The following is a 16364-nucleotide window of genomic DNA, read 5'->3' on the forward strand; positions in this document are numbered from 1 at the left end:
AAGAAGTCGGGGAGCTAAATTTATTCTCGAATCTCATCATATTTAGCCCTAACAGCTTGTATATCTTGCCACATCAACCATTTGGGTGAGCCTTGTTCCCTAGAAGGGTTACGCAACAAATAAGAAGGATGGAAAATAGGCATACATAAACGCCCTTCCCAGTCTATCCACTGTCCGCGAATTTTCGTAATTCCTTGTTTACTGCCTGTAATTCCTTTAACAGCAGTTGCACCTGTTAATAAAATGATTTTTGGGTCAACTAGGCGAATTTGTTCTAATAAATAAGGTTTACAAGCCGCCATTTCGTCAGGGATGGGAACTCGGTTTTCCGGTGGACGACATTTGTTTATATTACTGATATATACATCCTGCTCGGTACTCAAATTTACAGATGCCAGGATTTTATCTAGCAGTTGTCCAGATTTACCCACAAATGGTAAACCAGTTTCGTCTTCGTTTTGCCCTGGTGCTTCCCCAATAATCATGATTTTAGCTTGGAGGTTGCCGCGTCCAACTACAGCATGAGTGCGATTTTCACCTAAACTACAACGATGGCAACTGTTACAGTGCTGTGCTAAGTCCGCCATATTTGCATAAGTGCCAGAGGGAATAGGAATTTTCGCGTCTGTGGGAATCAGGTCTTTTTGATTAAAGTTTGATTCGTTAAAGAGGCTGAGTTGGGTGTCGCTGTTCATGAAAATTGGGGCTTTAGCTGGGCTGTTTCTAAAGTAGACGTTTGTTGAATATTGATATTAGTGAGAATTCCATTGTATCAAGTCCTGGGTGTATTTCCAGAAAGTTAATAGCCAGCAGACAAAAAATTCCAACTCTAGCAGGGTTGCGAGTGTCAAAATGCTTCTGGTGGAGAAATATCAGACCCCAAACAAACACCAATAGTCTTAGACTTGATCCCTGCTTTAAGATTTGCTTCCGTCTTTTGAGTTGATTCACATAATGATGAAGATGTGGGAATTATCACTTGGGAATTTTGGACTGTGTGATTGTTTGCTTGCTGAGAAATTAGGGATAATCCTCCCACTGCTCCAGCTACAAGGGCTGTGTAGCCTACATATAAATGTAGGGGACCAATTTCTAAATTTAATTGTCCTGGATAATTTTTGGCTTGATACCAAGATGGTAAAACGGATTTAGACTGATTGAGTACGGGTAAGGAATTAGCTAAAATTGTGCCATTTAATCCTAAAGCATTGGCCATAACGCGGATAAAACCACGAATCAAGATATCTTCTGGCAATATATCTAAATTTGCATTTTCCACTGCTTCCATTTGATGAGTTGATATATGAGTGTAAATATTTAGTTTTTGCAGCGTTAGACCTTGAGATTCCCGTGCCTGTTTAAGTTGTTCTCCAATTTGACGCAGACTTTCTAACCGCTGTTCTGCTGCTAGTTGTGCTGATCTTTCACGTTTAGAAAGTTTTTGATTTTGCCATAGCCATTGTATTGGTGTTTTTGTTTTCGGTTCTTGTTCTTCTATGGTTTTATTTGCTACTAAATCCGATTTTGATTCAGTTTTAGATGTTGATGGCAAATTGCTGGGAGTAGTATCTACTAATTCTGTTTGTGGGTTTGATGCCAGACTTTTTAAGCTTAGTGGTGAATTACTAGATTGTTCGAGATTTACATTTGATAACTCAGTGTCATCTACCGGAAGATCGTTATTTGTAACAGACTCCTGTTTGCGGGCAAATTGCTGAAATGCTAAAGTAATCGCTTCTCTACCGACGGCTTTAAATAAATTTGTGGCTTGTTCATCCGATGAACCAAGTAACTTCTGCACATTAGCTACCGCTAGGCGATAAACTTTACTACGATGCAGTTCAGATTCTATCTCTCTCAGTAGCGATCGCAATTCATCTTTACTAATGTGAATAGTAGGATTGCCAGGAATATTGAATAAGTACGCAGATGCCATAGTCATGATCTCAGTCTCTCCGGGTGCTAGATGAAAAAATGATTTTACCTGTGTCATTTCTTCTGTAATTAATTGCGACATCCGGATTCTCAGGTATCATTTTCGACGATTAACAGCAAAAACTCATAATTATTACTAATAGGGAATGGAGACTAGGAACGGGGAATAGGGAATGGGAACAAAATATAGATAATTACCGTAGCAAGATAACGTTGTTAATAAACCTACTAAAAGTAGTAAGTAAATAATCCTTATAGCAGATGTGAAAAGTGATTTATTTGTATAGGATGTATATCCAGCTTTGCAACTATGGAGAAATAAAAAGCAGCCATCATGAAATGTGTACACTAGAACACATACAAATAGGCATTTGCTTTTAACCTTTCTCCTTCCCTTCTTTCTGTTTAGATAGTCATAAATAAACAGAAATTTTTGTAGGAACAGTAATTTTATACCGATGGTTTTAGTATTTACTCGTGAGGTGAGGAAAGTGACTGTTTTAAATGAATCCCAAGAAGAACAGCTAAAAGAAATAACTGCCAATTTACGACATATCAGACAAGAAAAATCTATACGGCTAGAAGAAGTCGCTATGCACACACATATTCGACTAGGTTTTTTACAAGCTTTAGACGAATGGCGATTTGAGGAGTTACCTGAGCCTGTGTTTGTGCAAGGATTTATCCGCCGCTATGCAGATAAATTAGGACTAGATGGCATGGCTTTAGCCAAAAGGTTTGAAATTAATCTTTTCCCTCCAGCATCTAATAATTCAACCCTGCCATCACCTTTATATATACCACTTTTTGTTCCTTACATTTTCTTATTAATAGCTGCTTCTGGGGGACTTTTTTATTTACTCAAATCTGAATTTACAGGTAAGTCACTGGCTTATAGACAAAACCCAATATTGAGCGTTCAACAAAAAACTGTACAGTCTCCTGTTAGTCAAGTTGTGTCCACACCGTCACCTTCTCAAACTAATACACCTATTTCCACACCGTCACCTTCTCCAACTAATACACCTATTTCCGATGTTGTAGTTTCCTTAGAACTTAAAGGTAAATCATGGGTACAAGTAAAAGCTGATGGCAAAACTGACTTTGAAGGAACTTTAAGCAAAGGAGAACGCAAAACCTGGACAGCAAAAAATGCTTTGACTGTGCGTTCTGGTAATGCGGGTGTGGTGTTGGTGTCTGTAAATGATCAAGAACTACAACTATTAGGAAATGCGGGTGAGGTTAAAGAAGTTACATATAATAGTCAGAAGTCAGAAGTCAGTAGTCAGCGGCAAAGAAAAAACAACTGACAAATGACAACTGCCAACTGACTTTTTAAGCTATTTTCGCTTTTTGCAGATGCCAAGTAGTTGATTGCTCATAAGCATAGGCTACTTGTAAAAGTTGGTCTTCTCTTAATACTTTACCAATTAGCTGTAATCCAATTGGTAGACCTTTGCTGTCAAAACCACAAGGTACGCTAATACCAGGTAACCCGGCAAGATTGACGGGAATAGTCATTAAGTCATTTAAATACATACTCAAGGGATCGGTAATTTTTTCACCGGCTTGAAATGCTGTAGTTGGTGCAGTGGGACAAACTAAAACATCAACTTGTTGAAAGGCTGTTTCAAAGTCTTCTTTAATCAATGTGCGGACTTTTTGTGCTTTCAAGTAGTAGGCATCATAATAACCGGCACTCAGGGCATAAGTACCAATCATAATCCGGCGTTTCACTTCCGTACCAAAGCCGGTAGCACGGGTACGGGTGTACATGGAAAGCAGGTTGTCTGCATCTGGAGAACGTAAGCCATATTTAACACCATCGTAACGAGCTAGGTTGGCTGATGCTTCCGATGGGGCGATAATGTAGTAGCTGGGTACGCCATAGCGGAAACGGGGACAGGAAATATAATGAATTTCTGCACCTAAAGCTTCTAATTGAGCGATCGCTTGATTTACAGATGCTTCTACTTCTGGATCTAAACCTTCACCAAAGGTTTCTTTAATGACACCAATTTTCAGTTTTTTGCCTTTTAAATCTGGTGTTAAATTGGCAGTGTAATCAGGAATTTCTACTTTTAAACTGGTGGAGTCTTGGGGATCGTAACCTGCGATCGCATTTAATAAAATCGCCGCATCTTCCACACTCCGACCAAAGGGACCAATTTGATCCAAAGATGACGCATAAGCTACCAAACCATAACGGGAAACTAACCCGTAAGTCGGTTTCATGCCTACAACACCGCAAAAAGAAGCCGGTTGACGAATCGAACCCCCCGTGTCTGAACCTATGGATACAACGCATTCTTCAGCCGCTACAGCCGCCGCCGAACCACCAGAAGAACCACCGGGAACCCGTGAAATATCCCAAGGATTAGCAGTGACTTGATAAGCGGAGTTTTCTGTGGAACTACCCATTGCAAACTCGTCCAAGTTGGTTTTACCAACCGTTACTGACCCAGCTTGAGCTAATTTTTGCGTTACTGTGGATTCATAGGGTGGGATAAAGTTTTCTAGAATTTTAGAAGCGCAGGTAGTACGAATACCCTTGGTACACATATTATCTTTTACACCGATGGGAATCCCTGCTAAAATACCGATTTCTTCCCCGGCAGCGATTTTTGCATCCACAGCACGAGCCTGTTCTAAAGCCTGTTGTGCCGTGACAGTTAAGAAACTGTGCAGTTTTGGTTCTAATGCTTGAATGCGATCTAGGGCTTCTTGAGTAATTTCAACGGCAGAACGTTCTTTTTTTACTAGCTGTTCGTGCAACTCGCGGATGGATGCCATAATTGTTCTCTTTATTAATCAAGTCATTGATTTTAGCATTTACAGGACTGGGGATGGTGTTTTGTTGGCTGGTGGGATGATCTCACGCAAAGGCGCAAACAGGATTTTGAGAGTGTATCTATGCTCCCTTAGACCGTCTGTTTAATTAAACTAAATACTGATTTGTCATTTGCAAGAAGCTTTTGCGTCATGTTTTATATTTTATTTCGGTTCTCAACAATACCACTTAGATTATTGAGCCGATACCTTTCACTTTCGTCCCATCAGTTTTGTCACCATATTAATCAATGCAGTTAACTCAATCGGCTTAGAAGCACACATATTAAAGCCTGCTGCTAGTAATTCTGTGGCCTCTCCTTCTGTGGCATAGGCCGTTAACGCAATAGCAGGAATCCGCCCTCCTTGTTCTGCTTCCATAAGCCTCACTTTGTGGATTAGTGTATAGCCATCTTCTTCAGGCATTCCAAGATCACTAATTAATACATCTGGTGGGCATTGTTGAATTTCTGAGAATGCCTCGGAAGCAGAAGTAACCGCCCTTACCTTAGCCCCAGAGTCCTGTAACACTAATGTGAGAAGAGATAGTGTATCAGTATCATCATCTACAATCAGTACTTGTAAATTATCAAGAGGTAATGGGCAGAGGGACACGGAAAAATTTGCATCTATTGTTTCCACTATTTCTTTAGTCACACCAGATGCCTTCAGGGGCAGACTATTTTCTGCTTCTAAAAGAGGCAATTTCACAGTAAAGGTCGATCCTAGCCCTTCACCAGGACTTTCTGCATAGACGCTTCCTCCATGTAGTTCTACCAAATGACGGACAATTGCCAACCCCAGTCCCAGTCCCGCTTGGGTTCTGGTTATGCTGCCATCAGCTTGACGAAAGCTCTCAAAAACACATTCTATAAAGTCTGGTTTGATACCAATGCCAGTATCACTAACTTGAATCTGAGCGTACTTCTGCTCTATTTGTTGTGTTTCTTGGCTACTGACAACAGACAGGCTAATTTCTACTTTACCGTCTTGGGGCGTGAACTTAATGGCATTAGTAAGTAGGTTCCAAACAATTTGCTGCAAACGCTCTTGATCACCTGAGACGCTAAAAGTTAAGGCGGGGGAAATAGAGGTAAGTTCTTCCTGATTTATGGGGGTTATTCTCCTATGTTCCCCCGTATCGGTGACGACAAGAAAACTAAATAAAATATTTTTAGCTTGAGCTTGCAGATGCACAGTATCTAATGCCGCCTTAATTACAGATACTAGATTAACGGGGCAGATATTTAAAGATAACTTGCCATGAATAATCCGTGAGACATCCAAAATATCCTCAATAAGTTGTTCCTGCGAAAGTGCATTGCGTTCAATTGTTTCCAACGCGCGGGCAATAGTTTTCTCATCTAATTGGCGATTGCGGAGCAGTTTAGACCAACCAAGTATCGAGTTTAAAGGTGTGCGGAGTTCGTGAGAAAGGGTAGCTAAAAACTCATCTTTCATACGGTTTGCGGCTTCGGCTTCTCTGAGTGCTGCTTGCTCACGGATCAATTTGGTATGTTCTTCTTCAGCTTGTTTGCGATCGCTAATGTCTTCGACTGTACCCACATAACCGATGATTTTGCCTTGCTCAGAAAGCATTGGTGATGAGTGAAAGTTTACCCAACGCACAATTCCTGCTGGCTTCAGTATGCGAAACTCATGGGAATATTCCCTGCCTTCGCGGATACATATCAACCAGTCTGCAAGCACCTGTTCTCGGTCTTGTGGATGTAGCGATCGCAACCACCCTTCTCCTAAACTTTCTTCTGGAGTAATACCCAAAATAGTTTGGTAGCGAGGGTTTGTATATGTACATACTCCGGCGATATCTGTTAGGAAAATACCCACAGGTGAGCAAGCACTTAAACAACGAAACTGTTCTTCGCTTCTTTTGAGTTGGGCATTGGCGGTGAGCAGTTGTGCGGCTTGTTGTTTTACCTCTAACGTTTTCTCAAACAATTCTACAAATGCTGCTACCTTAAATTTTAATATTTCCGGGTCAATGGGCTTGAACAGATAGTCTACTGCTCCCAGGGAATAGCCTTTAAACACCATCGACTCACTATTACTAAATGCTGTTAAGAAAATTATAGGGGTATATTGCGATCGCTCTCGTTGTCTAATTAAAGCTGCCGTCTCAAATCCATCGATGTCTGGCATTTGGACATCGAGTAAAATTACAGCAAAATCTTGAGTAAGTAGACATCTCAAAGCTTGGGCCCCTGATGTAGCCTTCACCAGATTGTGACCAAGACTTTGAAGTATCGCCTCTAAAGCCAGCAGATTCTCTGAATGGTCATCAACCATGAGAATGTTTACTTTTGCACCGTATACCATAAAAAAATATTTTTTTGATATAAAAAAACGCTGTTCAGCTTTTAGTCAACCACTCTCTACCTTTTGCCCACTATATTGCAACTATCTAAAGTTACAAATTTCAGCCCAAAGAAGGCTGATTAACAGTTGAGTAGTCGTGCAGAATAAATTGCATTTGAGGGAAGGGAACGGGGAACGGGGAACTCTTAACAGGGAACAGAACAAGATTACAGGGATTTCTATTTTTTGGCAAAACAAAATGTGTAATTACTTTTGCTGAGGTACTTACATGGCTGTTTATCAAGAAATAACTCAGCATTGAAGATTCTGAATACGTTAGCATAACACTTCTCAAGTGGATAAAATACAGGTCGTCGGGACACGGCATTGAAAATCGATAATTGAACAAGAATTTTGCCTGCGCTGTGGCCCTATGCCATATTAATGGCAAACTAAAACCCCCACAATTGTGTTTTGGATTCTGGCTCCTGTGTTTTATAGCCGTAGACAAGGCGATTAGGACATCAACCAAAACTCAAACTTAGACAATGAGAGGCTTTTAACACTGTCACCTGTCACCTGTCACCTGTTATACTTTCCATTGTTTCTCCAGTTTGTCAAATTTATTGCCTGGGGAGGATGTCAGGGACAGAATGCCTTGACAGTCTGTAATAAGAAGACAGTAGAGATGTAAAATGCCCCATATCTTACTAGTAGATGACGAAGCACCCCTACGCGAAAGCCTTACCTACACTCTGCAAAAAGAAGGCTACACCGTAACAACGGCAGCAGACGGGCATAGTGCCATGAAACAGTTTCACAAGCAAGTACCAGATGTGATTTTGCTCGACCTGATGCTACCGGAGGTTGACGGGATGGAACTATGCTGGCGAATTCGGGCATTTTCAGATGTTCCTATTGTGATGCTCACAGCTAAAGACCAGGATATTGATAAAATTTGGGGTTTGGAGGCAGGTGCAGATGATTATGTCACCAAGCCATTCAATACCCGTGAACTGCTGGCACGAATAAAAGCCGTGTTGCGCCGTCGTTCCGGGAATGAACCTCAATGAAAGACTGGTTTCCTCACAGAAAATTAAATACCATTCATGCCAAGCTGTTAGCCACATACCTACTACTAATAACCTTGGGAACTTCTTTGATGGCAGGCTACATCCTGTGGTCATTCCATATCTACTTGACGCGAACACGAGAAGCAGATTTGGATAACTGGACAATTGCCTTGAGCGAGAGCGCAGGAGATGCTTTAGTCGAAAACAATCTTCAGGGAGTAAAATTGCTGGTACAGAGGTTTGGTGCGCCACAAAATGTGACGCTTCGCATTTTTGATCAACAAGGTCATCTACTAGCTACTTCTGATCCCCAGTTAGATAAAAAGGTAACAGACTGGTACAAGGTTCCTGGTGTATTGGAAGCTCTGCAAAATCGTTCACAACAAGGTGTGACTAAAGGAGTTTTATCAACAGAAGATCGCCTATACGTAGCTAGACCAATTGTGCGTAACGGTAAACTGCTGGGCATAGTGCGAATGTCTATCACTCTCAAACGGGTTCAGGAGCAGTTTATTAAAGTGATTTGGAGCGTTTTGGGGACACTATCGCTGACAATCTTGCTATGTGCGCTGATCAGCACTCGTTTTGCTCGCAGTCTCTCCAAACCGATTGAAACCATGCGTAACTTTGCGATTCGTTTGGGCAGCGGTCATTTTGGCGATAAGCTTGATATCCATGAAAAGAATGAGTTGGATCAATTAGCGGCAGAGTTAAACCGGATGAGTGAACGGTTGGCTTCGCTAGATCAAGAGCGTCGGGTTTTTCTGGCAAATGTATCTCACGAACTTCGCACACCCATCAGCAATGTTCAGGTAACAGTAGACGCACTGAGAAATGGAGCATACGAAGAACCCCAATTGCGCGATCGCTTTTTCCAAACTATCGAGAATGAGATCAAACGCTTATCACGACTGATTCATGATCTACTGGATCTAGGACGTTTGGAAGCGGGTGTTTCTCATATGGAACAACAACCTATCTCACTGCGTAATCTGATTAACCGTGCTGTTGGGACAATGGAACCGCGAATGCAAACCCTAAGTATATCGGCGCGAGTAAATGTAGTGGACCTGATGGTAATGGGCGATCCGGAGCGGCTATTACAAGCGATTTTAAATGTACTCGACAATGCTATAAAACACTCAGTGGCAAATTCCCAGGTCTTTATTTCTGGGTACAACGAGGGCAAACTAGCAGTTGTGAAAATTCAAGACCAGGGGACAGGTATCAGTGAGAATGATTTACCCCGGATTTTTGAGCAGTTTTACACGACTAATCCCTCTCGTCAAGGTAATGGCAACGGTCTGGGATTAGCGATCGCCAAGCAGATTGTAGAAGCTCATCATGGCACCATCACAGCCGAAAGCACACTCAATCAGGGGGCAACTTTTACGATTTGCTTACTCAGCATATCGAGTCCGATTAAAGACCGATCATGAAGGCCGCAGGGGGGCAGGCTTGCCCTGAGCGAAGTCGAAGGGAGCAGGGGAGCAGGGAGCAGGGGAGCAGGGGAGCAGGGGAGCAGGGAGCAGGGGAGCAGGGGAGCAGGGAGCAGGGAGAAATATGTCTTCCTCTTGCCTTTTGCCTTTTGCCTCTTGCCTGTCTCCACGAGACTTTCTTAGCCAACTCTAGTTCACCGATATAGCCAAACACGCAAGAGTGAAAGTAACTGTTCAATATCTACGGGTTTGGTGATGTAATCTGATGCGCCTGCTTCAATACATTTGTCGCGATCGCCTTGCATGGCTTTAGCAGTAAGTGCAATGATCGGCAACGATTTAAATCTGTCCTTTTGGCGGATCAGGCGTGTTGTTTCATAACCATCCATTTCTGGCATCATCACATCCATCAAAACAACATCAACATCTTGTGTATCCTCTAATATTCTCATACCTTCACTGCCATTCTCGGCGTATAAAACCTGCATTTGATAGCGTTCCAACATACTAGTTAGAGCGAAGATATTACGAATATCATCGTCTACAATCAACACCTTCTTGCTCGTGAGGGAGCCGTCTGTTGAATGCAATTGTTCCAGCAGTTGACGCTTCGGTTCAGGTAAATCTGCCTGAATGCGGTGCAAGACTAATGCTGTTTCATCCAGGAGACGTTCAGGAGTTCGCACATCTTTGACAATGATTGTCTCGGCTATCCGCTTAAGTTCAGTTTCTTGGGCTAGGGAAATTTCTGTACTGGTATAGACAATAATTGGTAAAGCTTCACCATTAGGGTGTTGCTTAAGCTGCTCGATCAGTTCAAAACCGGTCATATCCGGTAGTCCTAAATCGAGGACAAGACAATCAAAAAGCTGAGAACGAACAGCTGCTAGAGCGGCAGCACCAGTGTCAACAGCCGTGATCGTCACATCGTTGCTGCCAATTAGCTCGATAATGCTGCGGCGCTGATTATCGTCGTCTTCAACTACCAGCAAATCTTTCACCCGGCGCTGAACAAAACCTTTAATTTTATTCAATGCCTCAGATACTGTTTCTCTAGTTACGGGTTTCTGCACATATGCGATCGCTCCTAATTGCAAACTCCGTTGTCGCCCTTCTTCAACTGTCATGATATGTACAGGAATATGACGCGTGTTTGGATCATGTTTCAGGCGATCCAACACCGTCCATCCATCCATCTCTGACAACCGCACATCCAACAAAATGGCTGAAGGCTGGAATTGCTGTGCTAGGCTTAAGCCAACGCTACCGTTTTGGGCGGCTATAACTTTAAATCCTTGCTGCCGCGCTATATCTAGCAAGATGCGCGCAAAGTGAATATCATCCTCGACAACTAGTAGCACATAGTCGTCTTCTTCAAGATTAGTGCGATCGTCATTCAGAATTGGTGAGGGAGAATAAGCACTCAGGAGTGGCGATTTAGGCTCAGAAATCACTCCTACCGCCGAACTGAATTGCGGCAAATAGAAGGTAAAAGTGCTACCTTGATCGGGGCGACTAACAAGTTTAATTTCTCCACCAAAGAGACGGGCAATTTCCCGGCTAATCGACAAGCCTAGTCCCGTACCGCCGTATTTACGACTGGTAGTGCCATCCGCTTGCTGGAACGCCTCAAAAATCACCTTTTGTTTATCTGGGGCAATGCCAATACCCGTATCGGTTACTGAAAAGGCGATCACAATTTGGGAGCGATTTAAAGTTTCCTGATTGAGGCTCCACCCCTGCTTTGCCACCTCAATCCGCAAACTGACTTCTCCATGCTCTGTAAATTTAAAAGCATTGGAGAGTAGATTTTTCAGCACTTGTTGTAAACGTTTGGCATCGGTATAGATGGTTCTTGGTAATTCCGAAGCCAATTCAATTGAGAAGGAGATGCCTTTATCCTGAGCTATTTGCCTAAAGGTGCGTTCAATATGGTCGCCCAACTCTGTCAACAACATTTGGGTCATGTTAATTGACATAGTTCCCGATTCAATTTTCGCCAGATCGAGAATGTCATTGATCAGCGCCAAAAGGTCAGTACCTGCTGAGTAAATTGTGCAGCTATATTCGACTTGCTTGGCGGTAAGATTGCCCTCAACGTTATCTGCCAACAGCCTAGCCAAAATCAATAAGCTGTTCAGCGGTGTCCGTAGTTCATGGGACATATTAGCGAGAAATTCAGACTTGTATTTTGAGGAGAGAGCTAGTTGTTCAGCCTTCTCTTCTAAAGACCGTCTAGCGTGTTCAATTTCTTGATTTTTGCGCTCGACTTCTTTCTTTTGCAGAGCTAACATATCCGCCTTTTCTTCTAATTCGGCGTTGGTTTGTTGTAACTTGTCTTGCTGACCTTTGAGTAAATCCTCGGATGTTTTCAGTGATTGAGCTTGTTGTTCTAAACGCTTGTTGGTTTCTCTCAGTTCGCTTTGCTGGGTTTGCAGTTCTTCCGCCAAAGACTGGGATTGCTTGAGCAATTCTTCAGTCCGCATTGAAGCGGCAATTGTGTTGAGAACAATCGCTATACTTTCAGTGAGTTGATCAAAGAATGTCAGATGGATTTCGCTAAAGCGGCGGAAAGAGGCTAATTCAATCACCGCTGTCACCTGTCCTTCAAATAGCACCGGTAACACTACAGCATTCAGTGGGGCTGCTTCTCCTAAACCAGAGGAAATTTTCACATAATCACTCGGCACTTCCGTAAGCAAAATGCGTTCTCTTTCTAAAGCGCATTGTCCTACCAAGCCTTCACCTAAATGAAAGCGGTTAGCCAGATGTTTGCGTTCGCGATAAGCGTAGCTACTTAGCAGTTTGAGATATACCGAATTTTCCCCACTGTCCATCAAATAGAATACGCCTTGTTGCGCTCCTACCAGCGGTGCTAATTCCGAAAGAATTAGTTTCGATACAGTTTCCAAGTCTCGCTGACCTTGCAGCATCCGCGTAAACTTGGCTAAGTTCGTTTTTAACCAGTCTTGTTCTGTATTTTTCTGCGTTGTTTCCCGCAGGTTGGCGATCATCTGGTTGATGTTGTCTTTGAGGATTGCTACTTCCCCTAGTGCCTCAACCGCAATTGAGCGAGTTAAATCACCCTTAGTCACAGCTGTTGCCACTTCAGCGATCGCTCTTAACTGAGTTGTCAGGGTGGCCGCGAGTTCGTTCACGTTGTCGGTCAAATCTTTCCAAGTCCCAGCCGCACCAGGTACTTTAGCTTGTCCGCCTAACTTACCTTCAATACCCACTTCCCGCGCCACTGTGGTGACTTGATTGGCAAAGGTTGCTAGGGTATCAATCATCTCGTTGATTGTTTCTGCCAAGGTTTCAATTTCTCCCTTGGCATCCAGCATCAATTTCCGCTTCAAGTCCCCATTAGCAACCGCTGTCACAACTCTAGCAATACCGCGCACTTGTGCCGTCAAGTTCCCCGCCATCGAGTTCACATTGTCGGTCAAATCTTTCCAAGTACCTGCTACGCCTTGCACCTGTGCTTGACCGCCCAATTTCCCCTCTGTACCCACTTCTCTCGCCACCCTCGTGACTTCTGATGCAAAAGAACTCAGTTGATCCACCATTGTGTTGATGGTATTTTTCAAGTCGAGAATTTCACCTTTAACGTCTACGGTGATTTTCTTAGAAAGGTCGCCATTCGCCACCGCTTTGGTAACTTCGGCAATATTCCGCACCTGTGCCGTCAAATTCCCCGCCATCGAGTTCACATTGTCGGTCAAATCTTTCCAAGTGCCTGCCACTCCCCTGACATAAGCTTGCACACCCAATTTACCTTCAGTTCCCACTTCCCGCGCTACCCGCGTTACTTCCGATGCAAAGGAGTTGAGTTGATCGACCATTGTGTTAATGGTATTTTTTAACTCTAGAATTTCGCCTTTAACGTCTACGGTAATTTTCTTGGAAAGGTCGCCGTTAGCTACTGCTGTCGTTACCTCTGCAATATTCCGCACTTGTGCCGTCAAGCTTCCCGCCATGAAATTCACGCTGTCGGTCAAGTCTTTCCAAGTCCCAGCCACCCCCTTAACTTCCGCTTGTACTCCCAGCTTCCCTTCGGTTCCTACTTCCCGTGCCACCCGCGTTACTTCCGATGCAAAGGAATTAAGTTGATCCACCATTGTGTTGACGGTGTTCTTCAACTCTAAAATTTCGCCTTTCACGTCCACTGAGATTTTTTTGGAGAGGTCGCCATTCGCTACTGCTGTGGTGACTGCGGCAATATTCCGTACTTGTGCCGTCAAACTTCCTGCCATGAAATTCACGCTGTCGGTCAAGTCTTTCCAAGTCCCAGCAACGCCTCTCACATCAGCTTGCACGCCTAATTTACCTTCACTTCCCACTTCCCTAGCAACCCGCGTTACTTCTGATGCAAAGGAACTGAGTTGATCCACCATGATATTAATGGTATTCTTCAACTCTAAAATTTCGCCTTTGACAGCCACAGTGATTTTTTTGGAAAGATCACCACTAGCGATCGCAGTGGCAACTTCGGCAATGTTTCGCACCTGTCCGGTAAGATTACCCGCCATCAAGTTCACGTTATCGGTCAAGTCCTTCCAAGTACCTGCTACCCCTTGGACATCTGCTTGCACACCCAATTTTCCTTCGGTTCCCACTTCCCTCGCCACCCTTGTCACTTCCGATGCAAAGGAATTAAGTTGATCCACCATTGTGTTGATGGTGTTTTTGAGTTCCAGAATTTCGCCTTTGACATCGACGGTGATTTTCTTGGAAAGGTCGCCAGTTGCCACAGCTGTCGTCACTTCGGCAATATTTCGCACTTGTGCCGTTAAGCTTCCCGCCATGAAATTCACGCTGTCGGTCAAGTCTTTCCAAGTACCCGCCACACCCTTGACATCGGCTTGTACACCCAGCTTTCCTTCACTTCCTACTTCCCTAGCAACCCGCGTTACTTCCGATGCAAAGGAATTAAGTTGATCCACCATTGTGTTGATGGTGTTTTTGAGTTCCAGAATTTCGCCTTTGACATCAACAGTAATTTTCTTGGAAAGGTCGCCAGTTGCCACAGCTGTCGTCACTTCGGCAATATTCCGCACTTGTGCCGTTAAGCTTCCCGCCATGAAATTCACGCTGTCGGTCAAATCTTTCCAAGTCCCAGCAACGCCTTTAACATCAGCTTGTACGCCTAATTTACCTTCACTTCCCACTTCCCGCGCCACCCGCGTTACTTCCGATGCAAAGGAACTGAGTTGATCCACCATGATATTAATGGTATTTTTCAACTCGAAAATTTCGCCTTTAACATCAACGGTGATTTTTTTGGAAAGGTCGCCATTAGCGATCGCTGTGGCAACTTCAGCGATGTTTCGCACCTGTCCGGTAAGATTACCTGCCATCAAGTTCACGTTGTCCGTCAAGTCTTTCCAGGTTCCCGCTACCCCCCGGACTTCTGCTTGCACACCCAGTTTTCCTTCTGTTCCCACTTCCCTAGCAACTCTTGTCACTTCCGATGCAAAGGAATTAAGTTGATCCACCATTGTGTTGATGGTATTTTTTAACTCCAGAATTTCACCTTTAACATCGACAGTGATTTTTTTGGAAAGGTCGCCGTTTGCTACCGCTGTCGTTACTTCGGCAATATTTCGCACTTGTGCCGTCAAGCTTCCCGCCATGAAATTCACGCTATCTGTCAAGTCTTTCCAGGTTCCCGCTACCCCCCGGACTTCGGCTTGACCACCTAACTTTCCTCCTGCACCCACTTCCCTAGCAACCCTTGTCACTTCCGATGCAAAGGAATTAAGTTGATCTACCATGATGTTGACGGTATTTTTCAACTCCAGAATTTCGCCTTTGACATCAACAGTGATTTTTTTGGAAAGATCACCATTAGCTACTGCTGTCGTTACTTCCGCAATATTACGGACTTGGGCAGTAAGATTACCTGCCATCAAGTTCACGTTGTCGGTCAAGTCCTTCCACGTACCAGCCACTCCCTTGACTTCGGCTTGCACACCCAGTTTGCCTTCAGTTCCCACTTCCCTAGCCACCCGTGTCACTTCCGATGCAAAGGAGTTAAGCTGATCTACCATCGTGTTGACGGTGTTTTTGAGTTCGAGAATTTCACCTTTAACATTGACTGTAATTTTTTTGGAAAGATCACCATTAGCGATCGCAGTGGCAACTTCGGCAATGTTTCGCACCTGTCCGGTAAGATTACCTGCCATTAAGTTCACATTATCGGTCAAGTCTTTCCACGTACCAGCCACTCCCTTGACTTCGGCTTGCACACCCAATTTCCCTTCAGTTCCCACTTCCCTCGCTACCCGCGTGACTTCCGATGCAAAAGAACCAAGGCGATCTACCATTGTGTTGACGATATTGGCAGTTTGGAGAAACTCTCCCTGGAGGGGTCTGCCATCAATTTCTGTAGCGATCGTTTGGGATAAATCGCCATTGGCTACAGCCCTGATCACACGAGTAGTTTCGGCAGTCGGTTGGACTAAATCTGTAATTAGAGTATTGACAGAAGTCACACAATCTGACCAAGAACCGCGTACATTTCCTAAAGAGGCGCGTTCGGTAATCTTACCTTCTTTGCCAACAATATTGCCGATGCGCTGTAGCTCTGTAGCTATGCGCTCATTCTGGTCAATAATATCGTTGAGCGTATCGGCTATTTTCCCCGCAATGCCAGTTTGGTCTATGGGCAGCCGAACAGAAAAGTCACCTTTTTTAACAGCATTGAGTATTATCAGTAGCTGTTTTAAATCTAGATTGTCGCTATCTTCAGTTAATTGTTCGGTTGCCATAG

General features: G+C 43.8%; 8 protein-coding genes. 3 read left to right on the forward strand and 5 right to left on the reverse strand.

The features are described from left to right. Positions 1 to 20: 20 nt before the first annotated feature. Entirely contained in the window at positions 21 to 695 is a 675-nt protein-coding gene (locus H6G06_RS07540; RefSeq protein WP_190558666.1) for a uracil-DNA glycosylase, read from the reverse strand. Between the two features lie 152 nt (positions 696 to 847). Further along, positions 848 to 2017: a helix-turn-helix domain-containing protein gene (locus tag H6G06_RS07545; protein WP_338422922.1), complete on the reverse strand. Its 1170-nt coding sequence runs from the start codon at positions 2015 to 2017 to the stop codon at positions 848 to 850. A 376-nt stretch (positions 2018 to 2393) separates the two neighbouring features. Between H6G06_RS07545 and H6G06_RS07550 the strand changes: the two genes are divergently transcribed. After that, entirely contained in the window at positions 2394 to 3245 is an 852-nt protein-coding gene (locus H6G06_RS07550) for a RodZ domain-containing protein (protein WP_199306624.1), read from the forward strand. A 25-nt stretch (positions 3246 to 3270) separates the two neighbouring features. On the opposite strand, the gene gatA is transcribed toward H6G06_RS07550, so the two are convergent. Then, positions 3271 to 4728: an Asp-tRNA(Asn)/Glu-tRNA(Gln) amidotransferase subunit GatA gene (gene gatA / locus H6G06_RS07555; protein WP_190558668.1), complete on the reverse strand. Its 1458-nt coding sequence runs from the start codon at positions 4726 to 4728 to the stop codon at positions 3271 to 3273. Between the two features lie 249 nt (positions 4729 to 4977). Then, entirely contained in the window at positions 4978 to 7101 is a 2124-nt protein-coding gene (locus tag H6G06_RS07560; RefSeq protein WP_190558670.1) for a hybrid sensor histidine kinase/response regulator, read from the reverse strand. 674 nt (positions 7102 to 7775) lie between these two features. Between H6G06_RS07560 and H6G06_RS07565 the strand changes: the two genes are divergently transcribed. Both H6G06_RS07565 and H6G06_RS07570 read left to right on the forward strand, forming a co-directional pair. After that, positions 7776 to 8153: a response regulator transcription factor gene (locus H6G06_RS07565; protein WP_190558672.1), complete on the forward strand. Its 378-nt coding sequence runs from the start codon at positions 7776 to 7778 to the stop codon at positions 8151 to 8153. Continuing rightward, the gene (locus H6G06_RS07570) at positions 8150 to 9592 is read left to right on the forward strand and encodes a sensor histidine kinase (protein WP_190558674.1); all 1443 of its coding nucleotides are present in this window, start codon (positions 8150 to 8152) and stop codon (positions 9590 to 9592) included. Before H6G06_RS07565 ends, H6G06_RS07570 begins: the two co-directional genes overlap by 4 nt. Positions 9593 to 9786: 194 nt before the next feature. Here the strand turns inward: H6G06_RS07570 and H6G06_RS07575 are convergent, their stop codons facing one another. Further along, entirely contained in the window at positions 9787 to 16362 is a 6576-nt protein-coding gene (locus tag H6G06_RS07575; RefSeq protein ID WP_190558676.1) for a HAMP domain-containing protein, read from the reverse strand. Positions 16363 to 16364 lie beyond the last annotated feature (2 nt).

Source organism: Anabaena sphaerica FACHB-251, assembly GCF_014696825.1.
Taxonomy (GTDB): domain Bacteria; phylum Cyanobacteriota; class Cyanobacteriia; order Cyanobacteriales; family Nostocaceae; genus RDYJ01.